At 70.5% G+C, this 24,466-nt stretch carries 16 protein-coding genes and 3 tRNA genes; 8 read left to right on the top strand and 11 right to left on the bottom strand.

The window, feature by feature from the left end:
- The first annotated feature begins 35 nt into the window (after positions 1–35).
- From ACIRR8_RS01310 to ACIRR8_RS01295, 4 genes are all read left to right on the top strand, one after another.
- Positions 36–644 carry a helix-turn-helix domain-containing protein gene (locus ACIRR8_RS01310; RefSeq protein ID WP_404057681.1) on the top strand — a complete coding sequence of 203 codons (609 nt, stop codon included), beginning with the start codon at positions 36–38 and terminating at the stop codon, positions 642–644.
- 114 nt (positions 645–758) lie between these two features.
- Complete coding sequence (locus ACIRR8_RS01305) at positions 759–1,598, top strand: class I SAM-dependent methyltransferase (RefSeq protein WP_404057679.1); 840 nt, start codon at positions 759–761, stop codon at positions 1,596–1,598.
- A 71-nt stretch (positions 1,599–1,669) separates the two neighbouring features.
- On the top strand, positions 1,670–3,586 hold the full coding sequence (dnaG, locus tag ACIRR8_RS01300) for a DNA primase (RefSeq protein ID WP_404057677.1): 1,917 nt from the start codon (positions 1,670–1,672) through the stop codon (positions 3,584–3,586).
- A gap of 148 nt (positions 3,587–3,734) precedes the next feature.
- Positions 3,735–4,826 carry an RNA polymerase sigma factor gene (locus ACIRR8_RS01295; protein WP_404057675.1) on the top strand — a complete coding sequence of 364 codons (1,092 nt, stop codon included), beginning with the start codon at positions 3,735–3,737 and terminating at the stop codon, positions 4,824–4,826.
- Between the two features lie 21 nt (positions 4,827–4,847).
- On the opposite strand, the gene ACIRR8_RS01290 is transcribed toward ACIRR8_RS01295, so the two are convergent.
- The 4 genes from ACIRR8_RS01290 to ACIRR8_RS01275 all read right to left on the bottom strand — a co-directional run bounded on the left by ACIRR8_RS01290 (position 4,848) and on the right by ACIRR8_RS01275 (position 10,483).
- On the bottom strand, positions 4,848–6,776 hold the full coding sequence (locus ACIRR8_RS01290; protein ID WP_404057673.1) for an ABC transporter ATP-binding protein: 1,929 nt from the start codon (positions 6,774–6,776) through the stop codon (positions 4,848–4,850).
- Complete coding sequence (locus tag ACIRR8_RS01285) at positions 6,776–8,509, bottom strand: ABC transporter ATP-binding protein (RefSeq protein ID WP_404057671.1); 1,734 nt, start codon at positions 8,507–8,509, stop codon at positions 6,776–6,778. Before ACIRR8_RS01285 ends, ACIRR8_RS01290 begins: the two co-directional genes overlap by 1 nt.
- A 115-nt stretch (positions 8,510–8,624) precedes the next feature.
- The gene (locus ACIRR8_RS01280; RefSeq protein ID WP_404057669.1) at positions 8,625–10,070 is read right to left on the bottom strand and encodes an FGGY family carbohydrate kinase; all 1,446 of its coding nucleotides are present in this window, start codon (positions 10,068–10,070) and stop codon (positions 8,625–8,627) included.
- A 104-nt stretch (positions 10,071–10,174) separates the two neighbouring features.
- On the bottom strand, positions 10,175–10,483 hold the full coding sequence (locus ACIRR8_RS01275) for a YtxH domain-containing protein (RefSeq protein WP_404058673.1): 309 nt from the start codon (positions 10,481–10,483) through the stop codon (positions 10,175–10,177).
- A gap of 182 nt (positions 10,484–10,665) precedes the next feature.
- On the opposite strand from ACIRR8_RS01275, the gene ACIRR8_RS01270 reads away from it, so the two are divergent.
- The 3 genes from ACIRR8_RS01270 (at position 10,666) to ACIRR8_RS01260 (ending at position 11,124) form a co-directional block, all read left to right on the top strand.
- Positions 10,666–10,738 (top strand) — tRNA-Asn (locus tag ACIRR8_RS01270).
- 5 nt (positions 10,739–10,743) lie between these two features.
- Positions 10,744–10,816: transfer RNA gene (locus ACIRR8_RS01265), tRNA-Asn, on the top strand.
- 234 nt (positions 10,817–11,050) lie between these two features.
- Positions 11,051–11,124, top strand: a tRNA-Ile gene (locus ACIRR8_RS01260).
- Positions 11,125–11,272: 148 nt separating this feature from the next.
- Here the strand turns inward: ACIRR8_RS01260 and ACIRR8_RS01255 are convergent.
- The 4 genes from ACIRR8_RS01255 to ACIRR8_RS01240 all read right to left on the bottom strand — a co-directional run bounded on the left by ACIRR8_RS01255 (position 11,273) and on the right by ACIRR8_RS01240 (position 19,983).
- Positions 11,273–12,415 carry a glycine amidinotransferase gene (locus tag ACIRR8_RS01255; RefSeq protein WP_326706014.1) on the bottom strand — a complete coding sequence of 381 codons (1,143 nt, stop codon included), beginning with the start codon at positions 12,413–12,415 and terminating at the stop codon, positions 11,273–11,275.
- Between the two features lie 45 nt (positions 12,416–12,460).
- Positions 12,461–12,670 (bottom strand): MbtH family protein, encoded by a 210-nt coding sequence (locus ACIRR8_RS01250; protein ID WP_326706015.1) that lies wholly within the window; start codon positions 12,668–12,670, stop codon positions 12,461–12,463.
- A gap of 60 nt (positions 12,671–12,730) precedes the next feature.
- Positions 12,731–19,027: an amino acid adenylation domain-containing protein gene (locus ACIRR8_RS01245; RefSeq protein WP_404057666.1), complete on the bottom strand. Its 6,297-nt coding sequence runs from the start codon at positions 19,025–19,027 to the stop codon at positions 12,731–12,733.
- Between the two features lie 155 nt (positions 19,028–19,182).
- A complete protein-coding gene (locus ACIRR8_RS01240; RefSeq protein WP_404057664.1) occupies positions 19,183–19,983 on the bottom strand; it encodes a thioesterase II family protein in 801 nt (266 codons plus the stop codon).
- A gap of 212 nt (positions 19,984–20,195) precedes the next feature.
- Between ACIRR8_RS01240 and ACIRR8_RS01235 the strand changes: the two genes are divergently transcribed.
- Positions 20,196–21,263: a diiron oxygenase gene (locus ACIRR8_RS01235; RefSeq protein WP_079198714.1), complete on the top strand. Its 1,068-nt coding sequence runs from the start codon at positions 20,196–20,198 to the stop codon at positions 21,261–21,263.
- 90 nt (positions 21,264–21,353) lie between these two features.
- Here ACIRR8_RS01235 and ACIRR8_RS01230 read toward each other — a convergent pair whose 3' ends face one another.
- Genes ACIRR8_RS01230 through ACIRR8_RS01220 form a run of 3 tightly spaced genes read right to left on the bottom strand, consistent with a single transcriptional unit; the run spans position 21,354 to position 24,343 of the window.
- Positions 21,354–22,292, bottom strand: coding sequence for an HAAS signaling domain-containing protein (locus tag ACIRR8_RS01230; RefSeq protein ID WP_404057662.1), 939 nt, complete (start codon positions 22,290–22,292; stop codon positions 21,354–21,356).
- Positions 22,289–22,627, bottom strand: coding sequence for a PadR family transcriptional regulator (locus ACIRR8_RS01225; RefSeq protein ID WP_018961692.1), 339 nt, complete (start codon positions 22,625–22,627; stop codon positions 22,289–22,291). The genes ACIRR8_RS01230 and ACIRR8_RS01225 overlap by 4 nt, the downstream gene beginning before the upstream one ends.
- A 60-nt stretch (positions 22,628–22,687) precedes the next feature.
- Positions 22,688–24,343 carry an AMP-binding protein gene (locus ACIRR8_RS01220; protein ID WP_404057659.1) on the bottom strand — a complete coding sequence of 552 codons (1,656 nt, stop codon included), beginning with the start codon at positions 24,341–24,343 and terminating at the stop codon, positions 22,688–22,690.
- Between the last annotated feature and the right edge of the window lie 123 nt (positions 24,344–24,466).

The following is a 24,466-nucleotide window of genomic DNA, read 5'->3' as shown; positions in this document are numbered from 1 at the left end:
GGCGTGGTTTGCATCAGGGGCATACGATGTTGCGCATGGAGCAAAACAATGACGAGCTGGACAGCCTCGTACGCAAACGCATCCGGGCTCTGCGGGTGGCGCAGGGCTGGTCGCTGGAGGAGCTGGCCGGCCGGGCCAACCTCAGCCAGTCCTCGCTCAGCCGCATCGAGAACGGGCAGCGCCGCCTCGCCCTGGACCAGCTCGTCACACTCGCCCGCGCCCTGGACACCACCCTCGATCAGCTGGTGGAGACCGCCTCGGACGACGTCATCACCAGCCCGATGATCGACGGCGCCCACGGGCTGATGCGCTGGGCCGTCAAAGGCGACCCCGGTATGACCGTCGTACGGCAGCGGATGACCGAGCCGCCGCCGGACAACCCGGCCCGGATGCGCGCGCACCCCGGCCGGGAGTGGCTGGTCGTCCTCTCCGGCACGGCGGTCCTCATGCTGGGCCACCGCCGCTTCCGGGTGGAGACCAACCAGGCCGCCGAGTTCCCGACGATGCTGCCGCACGCGATCGGCGCCGAGGGCGGCCCGTGCGAGATCCTCGGTATCTTCGACCGCGACGCCCGCCGCGGTCACCTGCGCGAGAGCCGGAGCGCCCGGAACGACTGCGCACCGGACCTGCCGCACACGACGTGAACGGCCTGCGGGTCACGTACTCCGCTTGCGCGCCCGGCATCGTCTCCGACGACCTTCTTGCCTGTATCGGGAGAGTACGTGCCTTATGGGCATGGCCGCCCTAGCGTGAGGTCCATGACCCACACCCACCCCCACACCCACGACCACCACGGCGAAGCCGAGATCCTCGACCTCGACGCCCAGGTCCTCGCCGACCACCTCACCGCCCTCACCGGATGGCTCCCCGTCCAGGCGCCGCCCCGCCGGATCGTCGACCTGGGCTCCGGCACGGGAACGGGCACCTTCGCGCTCCTCGACCGCTTCCCGGAGGCGCACGTCACCGCCGTCGACACCTCGGCCGCGCACCTCCAGCGCCTCCGCGAGAAGGCGTGCGCCCAGGGCGCGGAAGGGCGCGTGCGGACCGTGCAGGCCGACCTCGACGCCGCCGGCTGGCCCGACCTCGGCACGCCGGACCTGGTGTGGGCGTCGGCCTCGATGCACCACATGGCCGACCCGGACCGGGCCCTGCGTGCCGTCCACGACCTGCTCGCCCCCGGCGGACTGTTCGCCGTGGTGGAGCTCTCCGGCTTTCCCCGCTTCCTGCCCGCCGACGCCCCCGAGGACCGGCCCGGCCTGGAGGAGCGCTGCCACGAGGCGAGCGACCGCTTCCACGCCGAACACGTGCCCCACCGCGGCGCCGACTGGGGCCCGAAGCTGACCGGGGCCGGATTCACGGTCGAGGACGAGCGGGTCATCACCGTGGACCTCCGCGGCGCCCGCAGCGAGGCGGTCGGCGCCTACGCGCTCGGCAGCCTCCGCCGCCTGCGCCACAGCGTGGCCGGGACGCTCGCGCCCGAGGACCTGGCCGCGCTGGACCGGCTGCTCGACACCGAGGGCCCCGGCTCGCTCCTGGGCCGCGACGACCTCACCGTACGTACGGAACGCACCGTCTGGGCCGCTCGCCGTACGGCCTGACCCGCGTACGGGGCGGCGGACGGGGACCCGGCGGGCGTCAGGTTGTCCGACCTCACCCGTAGACTTCATCCGTGGCCGGCAGGATCAACGATGACGACGTGAAGGCGGTACGGGACGCGGTCCCGATCGACTCCGTCGTGTCCGAATACCTCCAGCTGCGCAGCGCGGGCGGCGGAAACCTCAAGGGACTCTGCCCCTTCCACGACGAGAAGTCCCCCTCCTTCCAGGTCAGTCCCGGCAAGGGACTGTTCCACTGCTTCGGCTGCCAGGAGGGCGGCGACACCATCGCGTTCGTGATGAAGATCGACCACCTCTCCTTCTCCGAGACGGTCGAACGCCTCGCCGCCAAGGCGGGCATCACCCTGCGGTACGAGGAGGGCGGCTACAACCCCTCCCACCAGCGCGGCGAACGCATCCGGCTGATCGAGGCCCACCAGGCCGCCGCCGACTTCTACGTCCGCGCGCTGGAGAGCCCCGAGGCCGAGATCGGCCGGAAGTTCCTCGCCGAGCGCGGCTTCGACCAGGACGCCGCGACCCACTTCCGCGTCGGCTACAGCCCGGCCGGCTGGGACCACCTCACCCGCTATCTGCGCGGCAAGGGCTTCAGCGACAAGGAGCTGATCACCTCCGGCCTCTCCCAGGACGGCCGCCGCGGCCCCATCGACCGCTTCCGCGGCCGGCTGATGTGGCCGATCAGCGACACCGCCGGCGAGATCGTCGGCTTCGGCGCCCGCAAGCTCCGCGACGACGACAACGGCCCGAAGTACCTGAACACCCCCGAGACCCCGATCTACAAGAAGTCCCAGGTGCTGTACGGCATCGACCTGGCCAAGAAGGACATCGCCAAGGCCAGCCGGGCCGTCGTCGTCGAGGGCTACACCGACGTCATGGCCTGCCACCTCGCCGGGGTCACCACCGCCATCGCCACCTGTGGCACCGCCTTCGGCAACGACCACATCAAGATCCTGCGCCGCCTCCTCATGGACAACGGCAGCGCCCGCGTGATCTTCACCTTCGACGGCGACTCGGCCGGTCAGAAGGCCGCGCTGCGCGCCTTCGAGGACGACCAGAAGTTCGCCGCCGAGACCTACATCGCCATCGCCCCGGACGGCATGGACCCGTGCGACCTGCGGCTGGCCAAGGGCGACGACGCCGTACGCGACCTGGTCGAGCCGCGCACCCCGCTCTTCGAGTTCGCGCTGCGGCAGATCGTCGGCCGGTACGACCTGGAGACCCCGGCGGGCCGGGCTGCCGCGCTCGACGAGGCGGCCACCGTCGTCGCCAAGATCAAGACCAGCAGCGTGCAGCGGGAGGTGGCGGTCCAGCTCGCCGGGCTCGTCGGCATCCTCGACCAGGAGTTCGTCGTCCACCGCGTCGCCCAGCTCGCCCGCTGGGCCCGCGACCGCGGGGAGAAGGGCGGCCGCGGCCCCCAGGACCGGCGGGGCGGCGCACCGCAGCAGCCCGCCCAGACCATCCAGGCCCCCGCCGCCCCCTCCGGCCCCGCGCTCAACCTCCGCAGCCCCGCCCACCGCACCGAGCGCGAGCTGCTCAAGCTCGCCCTCCAGAAGCCCGCCCTGGTCTCCCCGGCCTTCGACGCGTACGGCGCGGACGAGTTCACCGCCCCGCCCTACGCGGCGGTGCGCCAGTGCATCGAGGAGGCGGGCGGCGCCGAACGCGGCCTCGGCGACAACCGCGAGTATCTGGTCGCCGTCATGGACGCGGCCCCCAACAACACCGTGCGCAGCCTCGTCACCGAGCTGGCCGTCGAGGTCTTCATGGGCAGGACGATCGACGAGACGTACGCGGGCATGCAGCTCGTCCACGTCCGCCTTCGCGCCGTCGACCGCCGGATCAACGACGTCCAGAGCAGCCTCGCCCGCCTCGGCAACCATGTGGCCCCCGACGATCTGGCGGCCGCGCAGAACGAGGTCTGGGTCCTCCAGCAGTACGCGCAGTCCCTGCGGGCACGAGGCGCCGACGCGCTCTGAGCGCACACCGGGCCCCTCGTGACCGGTAACCGGCCGGTGACCGACCGGAATCAGAAAGTCCCCGCACGCCCCTCGTGGCAACCCTGTGCCGTGCCTCACACTGGGGCTCCCAGCGTCATCCGGCAGCGATCACTGGGAGGTCGCCCCCGTGCGGACCCGGACCGTGACCACCACGACCGAGCACATGTCGGCGATTCCCGCGCAGAACCGGGCCGTCCACCACCCGGAGACCGCGGCCCACCCGCGAGCGAGCGCACCCGAGGCCCTCATGGAGGAAGCGGAGCACGCCCCCGAGCCCCGTGAGGCGCGGAACCGGGCGGACAGCGGCGGGCCCACCTCCGACCTCTTCCGGCAGTACCTGCGCGAGATCGGCCGCATCCCGCTGCTCACCGCCGCCGAGGAGGTCGAGCTGGCCCGGCGCGTGGAGGCAGGGCTCTTCGCGGAGGAGCGCCTCGCCGGCCACCCGGACCTGGACTCCCGGCTCGCCGGCGACCTGGACCGGCTCGTCGTCATGGGCCGCACCGCCAAGCGCCGGCTCATCGAGGCCAACCTCCGCCTGGTCGTCTCCGTCGCCAAGCGGTACGTGGGGCGCGGGCTGACCATGCTCGACCTGGTCCAGGAGGGGAACCTCGGGCTGATCCGGGCGGTGGAGAAGTTCGACTACGCCCGGGGCTACAAGTTCTCCACGTACGCGACCTGGTGGATCCGCCAGGCCATGTCCCGCGCGCTGGCCGACCAGGCCCGTACCATCCGCGTCCCCGTCCATGTCGTGGAGCTGATCAACCGCGTGGTCCGGGTCCAGCGCCGGATGCTCCAGGAGCGCGGATACGAGCCGACCGCCGAAGAGGTCGCCGGCCAGCTCGACCTGACCCCGGAGCGGGTCACCGAAGTGCTGCGCCTGGCCCAGGAGCCGGTCTCCCTGCACGCGCCCGTCGGCGAGGAGGACGACGTCTCCTTCGGCGACCTCATCGAGGACGGCGACGCCGCCTCACCCGTGGAGTCCGCCGCCTTCCTTCTGCTGCGCGAGCACCTGGAAGCGGTCCTCTCCACCCTCGGCGAGCGCGAACGCAAGGTCGTGCAACTGCGGTACGGCCTGGACGACGGGCGGCCCCGCACCCTGGAGGAGATAGGACGGATCTTCGGCGTGACGCGCGAGCGCATCCGCCAGATCGAGTCCAAGACCCTCAGCAGGCTGCGGGACCACGCCTTCGCCGACCAACTCCGCGGCTACCTCGACTGATCCCGGCCAGGCACCCCGGCTTCAGTCCACCTCGGCCAGCGCCTGTGCGAACTGCGCCGCGTACAGCCGCGCATACGCACCGCCGGCCGCCAACAGCTCCTCGTGCGTGCCCTGTTCCACGATCGACCCGCTCTCCATCACCAGGATCACGTCCGCGTCCCGGATCGTGGAGAGCCGGTGCGCGATCACGAACGACGTACGCCCATGGGCCAGCCGTGCCATCGCCTTCTGGATCAGCACCTCGGTCCGGGTGTCCACCGAGCTGGTCGCCTCGTCCAGGACCAGGATGACCGGGTCGGAGAGGAACGCCCGCGCGATGGTGATCAGCTGCTTCTCGCCCGCGCTGACCCCGGAACCCTCGTCGTCGATCACCGAGTCGTACCCGTCGGGCAGCGTCCGGATGAAGCGATCGGCGTGCGCAGCCCGGGCCGCCTCCTCGATCTCTTCCCGGCTGACCGCGCGCGCAGCGCCGTACGCGATGTTCTCCGCTATCGAACCGCCGAACAGCCAGGTGTCCTGGAGCACCATGCCGATCCGCGACCGCAGATCGTCCCGGGACACCGTCGCCACATCGACCCCGTCGAGCGCGATCCGCCCGCCGGTCACCTCGTAGAACCGCATCAGCAGGTTGACCAGCGTGGTCTTGCCCGCGCCCGTCGGACCGACGATCGCGACCGTCTGCCCCGGCTCCACGTTCAGCGACAGCTCCTCGATGAGCGGCTTGTCCGCCTCGTAGCGGAAGGACACCTTCTCCAGCGAGACCCGACCCGTCAGCTCCTTCGGAAGCTCCCCGTGCTCCGGGTCCGCGTCCTGCTCCTCCGCGTCCAGCAGCTCGAAGATCCGCTCGGCCGACGCGATGCCGGACTGCACCAGGTTGGCCATCGAGGCGACCTGTGTCAGCGGCATCGAGAACTGCCGCGAATACTGGATGAACGCCTGCACGTCACCGATCGACAGCGTGCCCGACGCGACCCGCAGACCACCGACGACGGCCACCAGCACATAGTTCAGGTTCGAGATGAACATCATCAGCGGCTGCATGATCCCGCTGGCGAACTGCGCCTTGAACCCGGCCTCGTACAGCGCGTCGTTCTGCTCGGCGAAGTCCCGTGCCGACTCCTCCTGCCGACCGAACACCTTCACCAGGGTGTGGCCGGTGTACATCTCCTCGATATGGGCGTTGAGCTTCCCCGTCACCCGCCACTGCTGCACGAACTGCGGCTGCGACCGCTTGCCGACCTGCGTCGCCACGACCACCGACAACGGGATCGTCACCAGCGCGACCAGCGCCAGCAGCGGCGAGATCCAGACCATCATGATCAGTACGCCGACGATGGTCAGCAGGGAGTTGATGAGCTGGCCCATCGTCTGCTGGAGCGTCTGCGAGATGTTGTCGATGTCGTTGGTCGCCCGGCTGAGCACCTCACCGCGCTTGGCCCGGTCGAAGTACGACAGCGGCAGCCGCGCCAGCTTCGTCTGGAGGTCCTCACGCAGCCGGAAGACGATCCGGTTGATCACCCGGATCGACAGCCGCGTCGAGACCAGCATCAGCAGCCCGGCCGCGACGTAGACCACCAGCACCGCCAGCAGGACACCGCCCACCGCACCGAAGTCGATGCCCTGCCCCGGGGTGAAGTCCACGCCCGTGAGCATGTCGGCCATCGACCCGCTGCCCTCCGCGCGCAGCCCCTCGATCGCCTCCGCCTTCGTCGTGCCCGCCTGCATCTGCCGGCCGACCACCCCGGCGAAGATCAGGTCGGTCGCCTTGCCGAGGATCTTCGGCCCGGCCACCGACAGCGCCACGCTGACCGTCACCGCGCCCAGCATCAGCCAGAGTGAGGCCTTCTCCCGGCCGAACCGTCTCAGCAGCCGCTTGCTCGACCCCTTGAAATCCATCGACCGCTCGGTGGGCGCGCCCCCGGCCATCATCCGTCCGCCCGGACCGGCCATTACGCGGCCTCCGCTTCCGTCAGCTGGGAGAGCACGATCTCCCGGTACGTTTCATTGCCGTCCATCAGCTCGTGATGGGTTCCGCTGCCCACGACCCGGCCTTCGTCCAGCACCAGGATCCGGTCGGCGTCGCGGATGGTGGAGACCCGCTGCGCCACGATCACCACGGTCGCCCCGGCCGTCTCGCGGGCCAGCGCGGCCCGCAGCGCGGCGTCGGTCGCGTAGTCCAGCGCCGAGAACGAGTCGTCGAAGAGGTAGATCTCCGGCCGCTGCACCAGCGTCCGCGCGATCGCGAGCCGCTGACGCTGACCGCCCGACACATTGGTGCCGCCCTGCGCGATCGGCGCGTCGAGCCCGTGCTCAAGCCCCGCCACGAACCCCTTGGCCTGCGCCACCTCCAGCGCGTGCCACAGCTCCTCGTCGGTGGCGTCCGGATTCCCGTACCGCAGGTTCGTCGCGACCGTCCCCGAGAAGAGGTACGGCTTCTGCGGCACCAGGGACACCGTCTTCGCCAGCAGCACCGGATCCAGCGTCCGCACGTCCTCGCCGTCGACCAGCACCTCTCCCTCCGTCACATCGAACAGCCGGGGTACGAGACCGAGCAGCGTGGACTTCCCGCTCCCGGTCGACCCGATGATCGCCGTGGTCTCACCGGGCCGGGCCACCAGATCCACGGCCCGCAGCACCGGCTCCTCGGCACCCGGGTACCGGAACTCCGCACCCCGCACCTCCAGATGGCCGTGCCGGCGCAGCTCGGTGACGGCGGAGACGGGCGGCACGACGCTCGACTCCGTACCGAGCACCTCCTCGATGCGCTCGGCGCACACCTCGGCGCGCGGCACCATCATGAACATGAAGGTGGCCATCATCACGGCCATCACGATCTGCATCAGATAGGCGAGGAACGCGGTCAGCGCACCGATCTGCATGCCGCCGCTGTCGATGCGGTGCGCGCCGAACCACACCACCGCGACGGACGACAGGTTGACCACCGTCATCACCGTCGGGAACATCAGCGCCATCAGCCGTCCGGTCGCCACCGACACATCGGTCAGCTCGGTGTTGGCCCCCCGGAACCGCTCCTCCTCGTACCCGTCGCGCACGAACGCCCGGATCACCCGGTTGCCGGTGATCTGCTCGCGCAGCACCCGGTTCACCGTGTCCAGCCGCTCCTGCATCGTCCGGAACAGCGGCCGCATCTTCGCCACGATGATGCTCACCGAGATCCCGAGCACCGGCACCACCGCCAGCAGCACCGCCGACAGCTGCACGTCCTGGCCGAGGGCCATGATGATGCCGCCGACACACATGATCGGCGCCGACACCATCAGCGTGAACGCCATCAGCACCAGCATCTGGACCTGCTGGACGTCATTGGTGGTCCGGGTGATCAGCGAAGGCGCCCCGAACCGCCCGAGCTCCCGGGCCGAGAACGACTGCACCCGGTCGAAGACCGCCGCCCGCACGTCCCGCCCCAGCGCCGACGCGGTCCGGGCCCCGTAGTAGACGGCCCCGACGTTGCAGAGCACCTGGAGCACGCTGACGGCGATCATGAGGCCGCCGAACTCCAGGATGTAGCCGGTATCACCCTTCACGACACCGTTGTCGATGATGTCGGCGTTGAGGCTGGGCAGGTACAGGGTGGCGCAGGTCTGGAGCAGCTGGAGGAGGACCAGCAGCGCGATGGGTTTCTTGTACGGGCCCAGGTGGGCCCGCAGGAGTTTTATGAGCACGCGTGTCTCTCGGAGTCGGCGAAGGGCAGAGGCCGACCAAGTTTCGCGTACGCCGTACTCCAGCGGCGAATCCTTTTCCCCAAACTACGGTCAAGGCTGGGGCGGGCCGAGCCTGCTAACGGCCCTCGCCGAAGGCGCCCGGGTGGATCTGGTCCCGGGTCGCCCCGTACTGCTGGCGCACCGCCCGTCCGACCGCCAGCTCCTCGCCCGGCTCCAGCACCTGCGCGGCCGCGCCCTGCCAGGCCGGGGGAGTGTGCGGGTCGAGGCTGCCCTGCGAGACCCCGAGCGCCCACGCCGCCTGCCGGGCCGCGCCGAGCGCCGCGTACTGGGCGGGCTGCGGCACGACGACCTGCGTGCCGAACACCGCCGGGGCCAGTGCCTGTACGGCAGGCAGCTCGGCGGCGGCGCCCAGCAGGAACACCCGCCGCACCTCCACGCCCCGCCCGCGCAGCACGTCCAGCGCGTCGGCCAGCGAGCAGAGCATCCCCTCGAACGAGGCCCGCGCCAGGTGCTCCGGCTTCATCGACTCGCGCCGCAGCCCGCAGAGGGTGCCGGCGGTGTGCGGGAGCTGCGGGGTGCGCTCGCCTTCCAGGTACGGCAGCAGCACCAGACCGGAGGCGCCGGGCGTCGACTTCAGTGCGAGGGCGGAGAGCTCCTCCAGCCCCTCCACGCCGAGCATCTCGGCGGTCCCGCGCAACGTGCGTACGGCGTTGGAGACGTGCACCACCGGCAGGTGCATCCCGGTGGCGTCGGCGAACGAGGTGATCATCCCGCTCGAATCGGCGAGCGCCTCGTGGTGCACCGCCATCACGGACCCGGAGGCCCCGAGCGACACCACCGCGTCGCCCACCGCGACCCCGAGCCCGAAGGCCGCGGCCATGGTCTCGCCGGTCCCGGCGGAGATCAGGAGACCCTCGGGCGTCATCCCGGCGGAGTCGGCGGGCCCGAGCACCTCGGGCAGCGCGGCCTGGTGACCGAGGGCCAGTTCGACGAGGTCGGGCCGGTAGGCGGCGGACCCGGCCGACCAGTAACCGGTCCCCGACGCGGCGCCCCGATCCGTGGTCCGCCGGGCGGGCCGGCCGAGCAACTGCCACACGAGCCAGTCGTGCGGCTGGAGCACGGCCGCGACCCGCTGGGCGTTCTCCGGCTCGGTCCGGGCCAGCCACCGCAGCTTCGCCACGGGCTGCGCGGCCTGCGGTACGGCCCCGACCGCCTCGGCCCAGGCCTGCCGGCCCCCGAGCGCGTCCACCAGATCGGCCGCGGCCACCTGCGCCCGCCGGTCGTTGCCGAGCAGCGCGGGACGCACGAGGTTGCCCTGCCGGTCCAGCGGGACGAGCCCGTGCTGCTGGGCGGAGACACCGATGGCCTGCACACCTTCGAGCAGCCCGCCGGAGGCCGCCTCACCGAGGGAGAGCAGCCAGGCCTGCGGATCGACCTCGGCGGCCCTGGCCTCGACCGGGTGGGCGGCGTACCCCTCCCGGAGCACGGCGCCCGAGTCCGTGTCGCAGACGACGATGTGAGTGAAGGCGGAAGAACTGTCCAGCCCCGCGACTATGCCCATACACAGATTCTGCCGCACCGCGGGACTTTCCCGTAACAGCCGCCCCACGTGACGAGGCCTACGCCAGGCCCCGCCTCACATGACGCGGACCTCTGCCCGCACCCTCAGGTGTTGGTCGTCCCCCAGTCGTCCTCGGCGCCGCCGTTCTGGCTGCTGCGCTCCTTCAGCGATCGGACGCGCTCGGCGACGGAGGCGGGCACCTTGTCCCCGACCTTGTCGCTGACCGAGTGGTACGCCTTGCCGGCGATGTCCCGGCCGCTGTGCGCGGCACTCTCGGCGGCGTTGCGCACGGCGGGGTTCTCCGTGAACCGCTGGGCCGACTTCTTCAGCTGCTCGTAACGCTCGCGCCCGGCTCGCGTGCCGAGCACGTAACCGAGGGCCACTCCGGCGATGAACGTGAGCCGGTACCGCATGGCTGCCACCCTTCCTACGCTTGGTGCGACGTGTGCAGCCCGCCTACCCGCGAGCACCCGAGATCACCCCGGGCGATACCGATTGGCGGAGCACCCCCCTGCTTGCGCTAATGTATGTGTCGCAGCGAACACGCGCCGCCCGGCAGCCGCCAGGCAGGTACGATTTCGAAGCGACGCAGCAATCCCCTGTAGCTCAATTGGCAGAGCAGCCGGCTGTTAACCGGCAGGTTACTGGTTCGAGTCCAGTCGGGGGAGCGCGATCCCCTGTAGCTCAATTGGCAGAGCATTCGGCTGTTAACCGGAGGGTTACTGGTTCGAGTCCAGTCGGGGGAGCGGAACGGGAGAGGACCCTTCGGGGTCCTCTTTCGCGTGCGCGCCCCATCGCCCTCCGGGCCTTGGCCGGAGGCTCGGGATGACTCTTTCGGGTCTTCTCGATCATCCCTGCAACCGGGCAGCACGCAGCGACGTCCTCAAGATCAGCTGAAGTCGGCCAACCGAAGCGAGAGATCGTATGACCGGCTATGCTGCGGCAGACGGTGCGCACACTTGTACGCGCCACGCCGAAACGGGGCGGTAGCTCAGCCGGTTAGAGCAGCGGACTCATAATCCGTCGGCCGTGGGTTCGAGTCCCACCCGCCCCACCGAGTGTCCCCAGGCAGAATCGTTCTTGCCTGGGGATACGTGTTTCCCGGGACGATCCGTGGGGACTGCACGCCGACGGCCCCGGCCAGGGGCCGGGGCCGTCTCCGCTGCTTCGGAAAAGCGATTCGAGCGGTTCGGTTCGAGCGGTCAGATCAGCGGCTCGTACCGGAGGGACGGGAAGTAGTCCTGCCTGTCGCCGTCACGGTGGATGTCCCACGTGGCGCAGTGGAGGGAGCCGCCGTACTCGAAGACGTTGCGGAACGGAATCGGGAAGACCTCGAAACCGTGCGAGGAGAGAAGGTCCTGGAGGGGCTTCTCCTGCTCCTCGCAGATGACCTTGGTCGGCGAGATGCTCAGCACGTTCATCGAGAGCCACTTCGACGACTGGCAGTACATCGGCATCTCGTCGTTGCTCAGGACCGGCTGGGGCACATCGACCAGTTGCCAGTCGTTGTCGAGGAACATCTTCTCCTCGCCCTCGCGCAGCGGCCGTTCCGGGTTGGTGAGGATCAGTCCGGGGCGCAGCGGTACGAAGGTGCAGTCGATGTGGGACGGGAAGAAGTCCAGCGGGAAGTGCACGGGGTGGACGCGGAAGCCGCGGGGTTCCAGGTGGCGCTTGAGCCAGTGGATGCCGGCGCGGTTGGTGGTCATCGACTCCTGGACCAGGATGTCGCGGCCCAGCCGGCTCATGTCGGCGGCGTCGAAGATCACCTCGTCCTGGTTGACGCAGAACTCGAACGAGTGCATCTTCGCGTGGCGCTCCTCCAGCGGCCACTCCCAGAAGTCCTCGCGGTACATGCCGTCCTTCATCGACGGCTTGGGGGCGGTCGTCCATCCCACCCGCGGGTCGGCGTTCCAGTACTCGTAGACCAGCTTCCGGTAGGGCTGGTACTCGAAGTAGCGGGCGCGGCGCGACATGGTCGCCTCGATGATCTCGTTGCCCATGGTGATCATCACGTCGCGCGGGCAGACGGCGCAGTACTGGTTCTCGACCTCGAAGTCGGGGGTGGTGACCGGGGCGGAGAAGTCGTGCGTCTCGGGACGGCGTACGGTCACGCCCTGGGATTCCAGGAGCCGGGCGAGACCGGTGAGTTCCTCATTGGCCAGATCGATGGCCTCTTTGGACTTCGGGCCCGTCGGGAACGGCTGGTCGGGAGCGTTGCGTATCGCGGGCCGGCTGCCTGGTTCAGCCGGTTCGAAGCAGGCGTTGTCGGCGGAGCCGACCACCATTTCCCTGAGGGTGTCCCACTCGTTCCACGAGTTGACGACGGGGGGGAAGTTGTTCGGCATGTGCGGTCACCTATCTCTGCCGGAGCGTTCGATGAGGGAAGCGGGTCAAGCCGCGTCGGTCGCGGCGAGTGAGGCGGGCCGGAGGTCGGTCCAGTTCTCCTCGATGTAGTCGAGGCAGGTCTGCCGGGTGCTGTCCGACACCACGACGTTCCAGCCGGCCGGGACCTCGACGAACGCCGGCCACAGGGAGTGCTGACGCTCGTCGTTGACGAGCACGTGGAAGACGCCGTCTTCGTTGTCGAAGGGGTTTGTCATGGTTTCAGTCTTTCTGTTCTCAGAGTTCGGCCTGGCCTGATTCCGGGCCTGGCATGGGCCTCAGGTGAGTGCGGTGCCGAGGGCGCGGGCGGTACGGCAGCGGAAGACGCTCTCGACGTCGACGGGCCGTCCCAGTTCCGTCTCGATCCGGCCCGCCAGGCGCAGGGCCGTCAGGGAGTCGCAGCCGAGCTCGAACACGTCTTCGTCCGCGCTGACGAAGTCGCGTCCCAGTACCTCCGCGATCAGCTCGCACATCATCTGCTGCCCTGGTTCGGCAGGCGGTGCGGGAGTGTGTTCCAGGAACCGGCCCGTCGGGAGGGCCAGCGCTCCGGGCAGCTCGATCAGCAGTTCCCGTAGACGATCGGCCACCTGTTGCCCGAGCGGTGCCTCGAACAGGTCCGGGCGGTAGCTGATCTCCAGCTCCAGCTGCCGGCCGGGTGCGGCCATCAGCTTGAGCGGATAGTGATAGGCGTCGTGGCCGACGACATCCGTCAGCCGCAAGCCGTTGTCCGGACCGCTCGGCAGGGTCTCGGCGGTCGGGAAGTTCTCGAAGACGACGCAGCTGTCGAACAGGGTCCCTAGTCCCACCGTCCGCTGGATGTCGCTCAGCGGGAGGTAGTGGTACTCGAGAAGTTCGGCGTGCTCGCCCTGGAGGCGTTCGAGCAGTTCGGCCACCGGCTCGGACGGGTCGAGCCGCACCCGTACCGGCACCGTGTTGATGAACACCCCCACCATCTCCTCGACGCCGGGGAGTTCGGCCTCCCTGCCCGAGACCGTGGCCCCGAAGGCGATGTCCAGCTGCCCGGTCCGCCGGTGCAGGCACAGCGCCCAGGCGACCCGGACCAGGGTGTTGAGCGTGACACCGTGACGGCGCGAGATGTCGAGCAGTGCGGAGGTGTCCGCCTCGGAGAGGGCGACGACGATCCGCTCCGGAAGGACGCGTATCCGCGCGGTGTCCGTGCCGGGGCAGACCAGCGTGGGCTCCTTCAGACCTGCCAGCGCCTCCAGCCAGGCCGTACGCGCCTTCTCGCGGTCTTGTTCGGCCAGCCACCGCAGATGGTCGGGGTAGTGGCCGGGCGCGGGCAGCCCGCTCGCGGTGCCGTGGTCGTAGAGAGCGAGCAGGTCGCGCAGCAGCAGCGAAGTGGTCCAGCCGTCCACCAGCAGGTGGTGCATGGTGAGGACGATTCTCTGCCGGTCCTCGCCCAGGCCGACCACGGTGCAGCGCATCAGCGGCGGGTCGGCGGGGTCGAAGCGCTGGTGCCGGTCGGCCGCGAGCACCGCCGCCAGCCGGTCGGCCTGTTCGCGCGGGTCGAGGCCGGCCAGGTCATGGACGTGCCACGGCATGGCCGTCCGCTCCGGGATCACCTGCACCGGCTCCCCGGACCGCTTCTGCACGAAGGCCGCCCGCAGCATCGGGTGCCGTTCCAGGAGGGCGTCGCAGGCGCTCCGGAACCGCTCGGCGTGGAGCCGGCCCTCGACCTCCAACGAGATCTGCACGTTGTAGACATCGAGGTCCCGGCTGTCGTACCGGGCGTGGAAGAGCAGCCCTTCCTGGAGCGGCGTCATCGGCAGGGCCTCGACGACGGGCAGGCCGATACGGGCGCCGAGACCGGCGAGCTCGGTGTCGTGCCGGTCGAGCGGTTCTCCGCCCAGTGACCCGCCCTCTCGTGGAAGGGCGGGTGGCATCGTCTGCCCCGCGACGATGGCCTCCGTGCTCGTCCCGTGCTCCACCAGCGTGCGCAGAGCCGCGAACCAGAGCCGGCCCAGCTCGGCGACGTCCTGGTCGGACAGGAGCCGACGGGCCCACAGCCAGTTGGCGACCAGGCGTGGCCCTTCCGCGCCGTCGCTGACCGCCGCGGTCAGTTCGACGACGTGCGCCATGGGCATACGGGGGTCTGCCCCGAGGGGCAACACGTCCGACTCGGGGGCCACGCTCCAGTCGGTGGTCCCCGCACCGCCCTGCCTCCCGAGGTAGTTGTACCCGATCTGGGGTGCGGGGCGGGCCGCCAGCTCGGCGGCTGTCTCCTGGTTCAGGTAGCGCAGCAGACCGAAGCCGGTGCCGCGCCGGGGGACGGCCTCGATCTGGGCCGTTACCCGGCGCACCGCCTCGCCGAGGCGGGCTCCGGCCGGATCGTCGTCCGGCGCCCAGTCGGCGATCCTGGCGTCGACGCGTACCGGGTACAGCGTGGTCAGCCAGCCGACGGTGCCCGACAGGTCGACGTCCTCGGACGCGTGGTCGCGGCCGTGGCCCTCGACGTCGACCAGTACGGCCGTGCTGTCGCCCTCAGCGGGCGAGCGGTCACGACGCCAGGCGGCGACGGCCACCGCCAGAGCGGTGAGCAGTACCTCGTTCGTGTGGGTGCCGAAGACCGCGGGCACGGTGGTGAGCAGCGGGGCGGTCAGATCCGGCGGGAGGGTGAGGGAGAGTTCACCGGCCGTCGCGTAGACGTCGTGCGACGGGGAGAGCTCCACGTCGGCGAGCCTGCCGTCACCCGGCCCCCGTCCTCCGCCGAGAGTCCTCCGCCAGTGGGGCAGCTCGTCCCGCAGAGCGGGTGCCTCCGCTGCGGCGCGGAGCAGCAGGCTCCAATCCCGCATCGAGAACGGCACCGGACCGGTCTCCGGGACGGCACCCGCTGCCAGGTCCTGCCAGATGCCGTACAGGTCGGTCAGCAGGATGTGCCAGGAGACCGCGTCGACGGCCAGGTGGTGGACGGTGACGAGCAACCTGCCCTGGGCACCCTCGCCGGCGTCGAACCAGGACACCCGCAGCATGGCGCCCGCACGTGGGGCGAGGGAGTCGGCGTCCTCGCGGGCGCACGCGGCGATCCGCAGACGGACACCTTCCGGCGCGAGACCCACGACATCCACCCGGCGTACCGAGTTCCGCGACGTGACCGGGTCCACCGGGTCCAGCGTCAGCGTCCCGTCCTCCTGGAGACGTGCGCGCAGCGACTGATGCCGCTCAGCCAGGGCCCGTACGGCGGCGGCCAGCAGGTCGGCGTCGAGTGCGGCGGGCACCCGGAGCAGAGTCGACTGGTGGTACGCGTCGGTCGTTCCGCCCTGCTCCCGCAGCCATTGCATGATCGGCGTCGCGGGGATCACGTCCGCCGGCCACTGTGCCGCCGGGTCGGCCGCGCCCGCGCCGCCGTCCGCGGACTCCACCGCGCCGGTCGGGCTCACCATGAGGAAGGCGGCGAGAGCGCCGGCGGTGCGGTGGGTGAAGATGTGCTTAGGGGTCAGGCGGAAGCCTGCGGCACGGGCGCGGACGACGAGTTGGATGGCGGTGATGGAGTCGCCGCCGAGGGCGAAGAAGTCGTCCGCCGCCACGGCGCTGTCCACACCGAGTACCTGGACGAACAGTTCCACGAGAGCGGCCTCGACGCTCTCGTCCCGCGCCTTGTCCGCCCGCTGCCGCTGCCCGGACTCGCGCGCTTCGTCCGGGGCCGGCAGCGCGGCCCGGTCCACCTTGCCGTTCGGGCTCATCGGCAGTGCGGGCAGGGTGACGAACGCCGAGGGAACCATGCTCGCGGGCAGCCGCGCCCCGATCCGGTCCGCCAGCGTGGCAGGGTCCGCGGACGGGTCGGCCGCCGGTACGACGTAGGCCACCAACCGCTCGTTACCGTGCCGGTCCTTCCGTACGGCTGCCGCGGCCTGGGCGACGGCAGGATCGGCCGCGACGACGCTCTCCACCTCGCCCAGTTCGATCCGGAAGCCGCGGACCTTGACCTGGTCGTCGGACCGGCCGCGGTAGACCATGGTGCCGTCGGGCCGCCAGCACGCGATGTCACCGGTGCGGTACATCCGGGAACCGGGCGGGCCGAAGGGGTCGGCGACGAAGCGGGACGCGGAGAGCCCGGGCCGGTTGACGTAGCCGCGGGCGAGCACGTCACCGCCGATGTACAGCTCGGCGGGCAGGCCCGCGGGGACGGGACGCAGGAAAGCGTCCAGGAGGTAGACCCGGGCGTCGGGGACCGGACGGCCGATCGGCACCGCGCCCCCCGGCAGCGGATCGCCGGGTTCCAGGCGGTACTCCATGCATCCCACGGTGGCCTCCGTGGGTCCGTACTCGTTCACGATGGTCACGCCCGGATGGGCCTCACGCCACTGCGCCAGCGCCTCGCCGTTCAGCTGCTCACCGCCCAGGACCAGTTCCCCGGTCGGTGAGTACCAGTCGGACGAAGCCGTCAGCACCGGCAGGTGGCTGGGCGTGGCTTTGACGAAGGTGGGCGGCGGGGTGGCGCCGGCCGGGGCGTCGAAGTCCTCCAGATCGACGATGCGCACCAGACCGCCGGAGGTCAGCGGGCCGAAGATGCCGGTGACGGTCAGGTCGAAGGAGGGCGGTGAGTGCACCAGCGCCTGTCCGGCGAGGCCGGGATAGGCGGCGCGGGCGAAGGCGAGGTAGCTGTCGACCGTACGGTGCTCGACGGCGACGCCCTTGGGCCGGCCGGTCGACCCCGAGGTGTAGATGACGTACGCGGCGTCCGCGAGCCGCAGCGGCGCGCCGCGTTCGCCGTCCTCCACGCGGTGCTCGGGCAGGAGTGCCAGCTCCTCCTGGACGGCGGGGTCCGCGAGCGGGACGACCGACGGATGCGTGATGAGCGCCGGGCGGGTGGTGCCGGCGCAGATGACGACGGACGGGGAGGCGTCGTCGAGCATGAACGAGACACGTTCGGCGGGATAGGAGGGGTCGATCGGCAGGTATCCGGCTCCCGCCTTCAGCGTGCCGAGCAGCGCCACGATCAGGTCCGTCCCGCGCGGCAGCGCCACGGCGACGAAGTCGCCGGGCTTCACCCCGCGGGCCAGCAGCAGCCGTGCCAGCCGGTTCGCCTCCGCGTCGAGCCGGCGGTAGCTGAGCGACCGCTCCCCGTCCGCCACGGCCGGGGCGTCGGGTGTGGCGCGCACCTGGTCTTCGAACCGCTGGGTGAGTGTCGCCGGTACGCGGGCGGGAACGTGGCCCAACTCCGCTCGTCGGCCTCCCCAGTCGCCGATCACCTGCTGCCGTTCCTCGTGGGTGAGCAGCGGAACGGCGGCGACCGGCGTCGTGGGCCGATCGGCGAATGTCCTGAGCAGCAACCTCAGCCGGGAGCCGATCAGTTCGACACGTTCGGCGCCGAACAGGTCGGTGCGGTAGTTGAGTTCGAGCCGCAGGCTGGGGCCGGGGACGGCGAAGACACTCAGGGGGTAGTGGGTCGATCCGGTGATCTCCTGCTGTCCGGCCGCTTCCCCGTCCCCTTCCAGCGGCGTCACTCGCAAGCCGGCCGGACCGTCCTGTACGGCCTCCCGGTCGAAAGGCGCGTTCCCGAAGCCGGTGGAGGTGTCGAAGAGCGCGCCGAGCCCGGCCAGCCGCTGCACCTCGGCCAGCCCCAGGTGGTGGTGCGGTGCGAGTGCGGCCTGTTCGTTCTGGATCCGGGCGAAGAGAGCGGCCATCGAATCCTCGGGGGCGATCCGCACCCGTACCGGGATCGCGTTCATGAGCAGGCCCACGACCGAGTCGACCCCGGGGAGCTGTGGCGGGCGGCCGTGCACGGTCTGGCCGAAGACCACGTCGTCGCGCCCTGTCAGCAGCGACAGGAGCAGTGACCAGGCGCCCTGTACAACGGTGTTGAGTGTGAGGCCGTGCTCCCGGGCGGTAGCGGTCAGGGCCTTGGTCGCCTGCTCGGACAGTGTCACGAAGGCCAGCCCGGGCATCGCCTCCGCGAAGGGCGCGCCGGGGGCGACGAGGGTCGGTTCGTCCAGACCGTGCAGAGCGTCGCGCCATGCCTCTTCCGCGGCGGGCCGGTCCTGGCGGGAGAGCCACCTGAGGAAGTCCGAGAAGGGGGTGAGGGGGCCGAGTCCGGCGTCGTCGCCGTCGCTCCGGTAGAACGCCAACAGGTCCTGGAGCACGAGTGGCAGAGACCACCCGTCCAGCAGGATGTGATGATAAGTCAGGACGAAGGCATGGTGGTCGGGCGCCAGCCGGATCAGGGCGAACCGCATCAACGGCGGCGCCCCCATCTCGAAGCGGTGCAGCCGCTCGTCCTCGAGGAAGGCCAGCAGCCTCTTCCGCCGCCCGGACTCGGACTCCGCCGACAGATCGAGCTCGGTCCACGGCGTCTCCACGACGCGGCGTACCAACTGCACGGGCTTCCCGTTGGCACGCAGCCGGAAACCGGCCCGCAGGACGGCATGGCGGCGGAGCGTGGCGGCGCAGGCCGCGCGCAGACGCTCCGCCGAGAGCTCCCCGGTCAGTTCGAAGCCGGCCTGGATGTTGTAGACGTCCACCGTCTCGGAGTCGTACAGGGCGTGGAAGAGCATGCCCTCCTGCAGTGGCGTGAGGGGCAGCGCCATCTCGATCGGCGACTCGGTCGCTTCGTTCACTGTGAGGTCTTCCCCGTGAGCGGTCGGTGGTGGCAGTGATAAGGCGGTGAGCGGCGTGCGGAGGACGCCGGCGCTGCCGACAGCGCGATGCTGCCGCACGGTTCGCATGCGGGGACAGGCAGCCGACCGGCAGCTTCCCCGTCCGGCCCCCGCCCTCAGCGCAGCGTCGTTCCGAGGGCGTCGAGCGCCGCAGGCGCGCCGGTGAAGAGGTAGTCGTGCCCGCCGGGCAGCAGCCGGAGGGAGAACTCGCCCGCCGCGCAGTCCCGCCAGCGCTCCAACTGCGCCCCGCTGATCAGTGGGTCGTCCGCACCGCCGAGGACATGCAGCGGGCAGTCCACCCGCTCCGGCCCGGGCGCCAGGTAGGCCTCTGTGAGGGCGAGGTCGCGGCGGACGGTGCGCAGCGCGTACCGCAAGTACGCCGGATAGCGCGACAGTTCTGAAGGAATGCCGCCGAAGCTGTTCAGCCAGGCGAGCAGCCCGGCGTCGTCCCGGTCCGATACACGTCGGCGTACCGGGGTGTGCGGCGACCGTGCCGCGGACACCAGCAGTGCGCGCGGCGGGGTCAGGCCGCGCCGTGCGATCCCGACGGCGATCTCATAGCCGAGCAGCGCGCCGAAACTGTGGCCGAAGATCGCGTACGGCAGGTCGAACTCGTCCGAGATGCCGTCGATCACCGCGTCGGCCAGTTCCTCCATGGTCCCCGGCAGCGGGTCCGTGCCGCGTACACCTCGGCCCGGCAGCTCCACCGTCGCGAGCTCCACGCCGGAGGGCGGGGCGAGACGCCACGGGGCGAACGAGGCCGCGCTGCCGCCTGCCTGCGGCAGACAGAACAGCCGCATCCGGGGCCGGGAGGCGCGGACCCGGCCCACGATCCAGGGGCAGTCGTCAGGGGGAGCCGGTGCGCTTCGCGAGCCGGACGGGTTCCCTGAGCGGGTGGGTGGTGCGGCGGCAGTCATGCGCGTCCCGCCCCTTCGGTCGGCCGACGGTCATGCGGGGCAGCAGCCCCTTCCGGGCATCATGGTTCGGCGGGTGGCAGCGGGCCAGGCATGGGACCGGCAACCGGTCTGCCGCCAAGTTGCCCCACAGGTGCCTGGAGAGCTGTTCCGGGGCGCGTCAGACTCCACGAGCGTCAGTCCTGTTCCGTGCCCGAGGGGTGGACCGTAATCCAATGACCACAGTTCCGGACTCGGTGACCGGCGTGGCGGCCGCTCCTGGCGGGTCGGCCGCCACGACCGGCTCGGCCGAATCGACCTTCTTCACCCTGGACACCGTCACCGCGGACCTCATGGAGGTCGACGCGATGTTCAAGGCATTCTTGAACTGGGACTACGGCCAACGCGACAGCCGGGTGTGGAACCTCTACGAGAAGAACAAGCTCTCGCAGTGGAACGCCACCACCGACATCGACTGGGACCACGACATCCACTTCGGGTCGGAGATGTCGGAGGAGAGCGGGGGGAGACTCGCGTCCTTCGTCGTCGGCGAGGGAAGTCCCGTGCCCCGCGAACTGCTGACGCAGTTCCGCTGGCAGTACCAGTCGTGGATGTGCAGTCAGTTCCTGCACGGCGAGCAGGGTGCGCTGGTGACCACGGCCCGGCTGGTGGAGACGGTGCCGGACATGGATGCCAAGACCTACGCGGCCTCGCAGGTCGCCGACGAGGCGAGGCATGTCGAGGCGTTCGCCCGCTATGTCGACGAGAAGCTGGGCGATTCCTACCCGATCAATCCCGGGCTCAAGACGTTGCTGCACGATCTGCTGTCGGAATCCCGGTGGGACATCGTCTATCTCGGCATGCAGGTGGTCGTGGAGGGGCTGGCGATCACCGCGCTGCGGCTCGCGAGCAGCGGCTTCGGGGACCCGATCATCCGTCAGATCACCAAGATGGTCGCGAGCGACGAGGCCCGGCACATCGCCTTCGGGGTCACCGCGCTCACCGGCATGTACGGACAGGTGACCGCCGCCGAGCTGCGTGAGCGCGAGGACTTCCTGCTGGAGGCCATCCAGCTGATGTCGCGCCGGTTCATGCTGCGCGAGGTCTGGGAGCGGATGGACCTCGACGTGGAGAAGGGGCTGCTGTTCGCGCGGACGAACCCGATGATGGCCACCTACCGGCAGATGTTGTTCCAGCAGGTCATCCATGTTCTGCGGCAGTTGGACATGCTCTCGGACCGGGTCAAGAGCCTGCTGCTGGCGGAGAATCTGGTGCGCCCCGAGATCATGGCGGTGACGCGCTGATTCCGGGCTCCTCGACCGTCGCGCCGGCGCCGATGCCACCTCGGGTGGCATCGGCGCTGGCGTTCCTGCTTCCCTCGCCTGGCTCCCGTCCTACTTCTTCGCCGCGCGGAAGCCGTTGACGACGGCGATCAGGCTCGCGACCAGGACGATGAGCGCCGCTCCGGTGTAGACCTCGGGCGTCGTGTTGTCGGTGACGTCCGCCAGGAAGTCCGGGTTGAAGATCTGCCGCTGCTGGAGGATCCAGGCCAGCGGCAGCACGAACAGCGCCTGGGCGATGGCGTGCAGGACGGCCAGCCGGCTGGTCCAGCCGTGCGTGACCACGCGGACCAGAGCGAGCACGACGAGGCCGGCGAGCCCGATGAGGATGGGCCAGATCCACCCCGACCACAGGTCCGGGTCGAGTACGGCGATCCGCTCGCCGCCGTCGGTCCGGTAGGGCTCGGAGAGCTGCTGCCAGACGGTCAGGCCGAGCAGCAGCGCGTACCAGACCGCCGTCAGGACGGCACCGATGCCGACCTTCTGGGGCTCACGGGTCTCGGGCAGGTCGTCGGGGGTCCAGTCGGTGGTACGGATGAGAGTCCCCTTCCGGTGGCCGGCGCGCTCGGCGACGGCGAACAGCACGGTGAGTACGGTGACCATCTGGGCGCCGACCGTGAACACCGTCTCGACGCCGGCGCCCACGGCCGCCCCGAGGCCGTTGCCGTCCACGATCTCCAGCAGCACGAACACGGCGGTGATCACCGGCAGTACGGTGGTCAGCAGGAAGGCCAGCAGTCGGATGTAGGTCGGGTAGAGATCGGGGCCGATCAGGGCGAGCGGCCGGTCGGCGTAGCGCGCGGCGTGCCGGATCGGATCGCCCATCTCGCTCAGCACCTCGCGCTCGACCGTCTCGGGACGGGCCGGGTCGCGGGCTTCGATGGTGTCGGCGATGGTGGTGCGCAGCTCGTCGGCGATGTCGTCGCGCTGATCCGCGGGCAGCCGCCTGACGACCTCGTGCACGTAGCGCTCGGTGAGCGTGTTCGTGCTCATCCATTCTCCTTGGTAAGCCGTGAGATCGAGGCGACGAGGTCCTGCCATTCGCGCACCAGTGAGGTGCGTACCCGGGAGCCCTCGGGACTCACCCGGTAGAACTTCCGTGGCCGGGACTCGTCGGTGTTCCATTCGCTGGTGAGCAGGCCTTGCTTCTCGAGTCGGCGCAGCAAGGGATAGAGGGTGTTGCCGTCGACGGTGACACCCGCGTCGTTGAGTGTCTCCAGCAGTGCGTAGCCGTACTGCGGCTTGCGGAGCAGCGCGAGGCAGGCCAGGACGACCGTGCCGCGCCGCAGCTCCTGGGCCTGGCCAAGAGCGATCTCTTCTGTAGCCATGCACTGCACTGTACTGTGCGGCACACACTATTGTCACGCGCACGGTTCGTCGAGGGCCGATCAGTCCGCTGCGACCGGCGCGTCCGCCTCCGCCGTCAGCGGTCGGGTCGTCGCGTCGAACTCGCCCGCGCAGAGCGCCTTCCAGATGACTCTCCGGCGCGGTTTTCCGCTCGACGTGACCGAGACACCGCCACGGGGCAGCTCGACCATGTGGAGCGCCGCGTCGCCGAGCCATTCGGAGAGAACCTCGTGGGCGGCCTCCCGCCAGCCGGGCCGCACGCCGCCGAACACCGCCACGCCGGTCGGTACCCCGCCGCGTACCCCCAGCAGGACGGCGACGCGCCGCTCGGGAATGCCCCGGTGGTGCAGCAGGGCCTCCAGGCTCTCGGCGAAGACCATCTTGCCGTTCACCTTCAGCCCGTCGCCGAGCCGGCCGATCACGAAGAGCTGCCCGTCCCGGAGGAAGCCCGCGTCACCGGTGGCGAGGCCCCCGTCATCGACGCTGGTACCCGAGGCGGACCCGGTGGCACCGATGTACCCGCTCGCGATCGACACCCCGGTGACGACGATCTCGCCGACCCGTCCGTCCGGCAGTTCCTCACCTTCCTCGGACAGGATCCGCACCGTCCTGCCCTCCAGCGGACGGCCGCAGCCGACGACCGCCGCTCCGGCGAGAGACGCCGCGTCTCCGGCGTCCGGTGCCTGCGCCGACCAGCCCGCACCGGGGGCCAGACCGGTCACCGCGAGGGTCGCCTCGGCACTGCCGTACGCGGGGAGCAGCGCGCCGCGGTCGAGACCGTGCGGTCCCAGCAGCGCGTGGAAGTCCTCCAGCACCTGCTGGTCGACCCGCTCCGCGCCGATGATCACGCACCGGACCGAGTCGAAGCGCAGCTCCCGCAGGTCGGCCGGTCTCACCCGGCGAAGGATGTACGCCAGCCCGAAGTTGGGCATCGCCGTCATGACGGCACCCTGGTCGCTGATGCAGCGCAGATACCGCAGCGGAGAGCGGATGAAGTCGTCCGGCTGCATCATCCAGCCGTCGAAGCCGGTGACGACGACGTTCAGCAGGAACCCGACGAGACCCATGTCGTGGTGGACCGGCAGCCAGCTGATCGCCGGGTACTGGGGCGCGCAGCCCAGCCACTGCCCCATTCCGGCGAGATTGGTCTCCAGGGCGTCGGCGGAGATCAGCACGCCGCGCGAGAAGCCGCTCGACCCGGAGGTGAACTGGATCAGCGCGGTCTCCGGCAGCGGCATCGGCCGCTCCAACGGCTCCGCCCCGGCCACGAGTTCGTCGAAGGCGACCGGCTCCTGGAGCCCCAGTCCGCTCGCGACCTTACGGATCTGCTCCAGCGACTCGTCGTCGCAGACGGTGAACCGGGGCGCGGCCGTCGCGAACAGATGGCTCGCGTGCTTCTCGTACTCGTCGGCACGCTGGAAGGCGAAGGGCGGCGGGATGGAGCACGGCGTCGCGCCGGCCGCGAGCGCGCCGAAGAACCCGGCGACGAAGCCCGGGCTGGAGCGCAGCACCAGGGCTACCACGTCGCCCTGCCCGACCCCCTGCGCCCGCAGGGCGGCGGCGGTTCTCAGCACCAGCGCGGCCAGATCACGATAGGACCAGAAGTCCCAGCCGTCGGCGGAATCCGCGTAGTACAGGCCGCGCTCGGTGGACGGCTGGTCCAGCCAATCGAGCAGGCCTCGGTTCCGGTCTCCCAACGTCCCTGTCCTCTCCCATGGTTCACGGCACTTCCGGCACACGCGAGGCGTGGCGCCGTGCCCGGCTCGCCGCAGCATCACCCGCCTTGCGTACGAGAACCAGGCAAGCGCCCGGTAACTCGG

Source organism: Streptomyces sp. NPDC101178 (assembly GCF_044767965.1).
In the GTDB taxonomy this organism is placed as follows: domain Bacteria; phylum Actinomycetota; class Actinomycetes; order Streptomycetales; family Streptomycetaceae; genus Streptomyces.
Note: the sequence above shows the minus strand (reverse complement) of the source record. Positions and strands in the feature narration are given on the sequence as shown.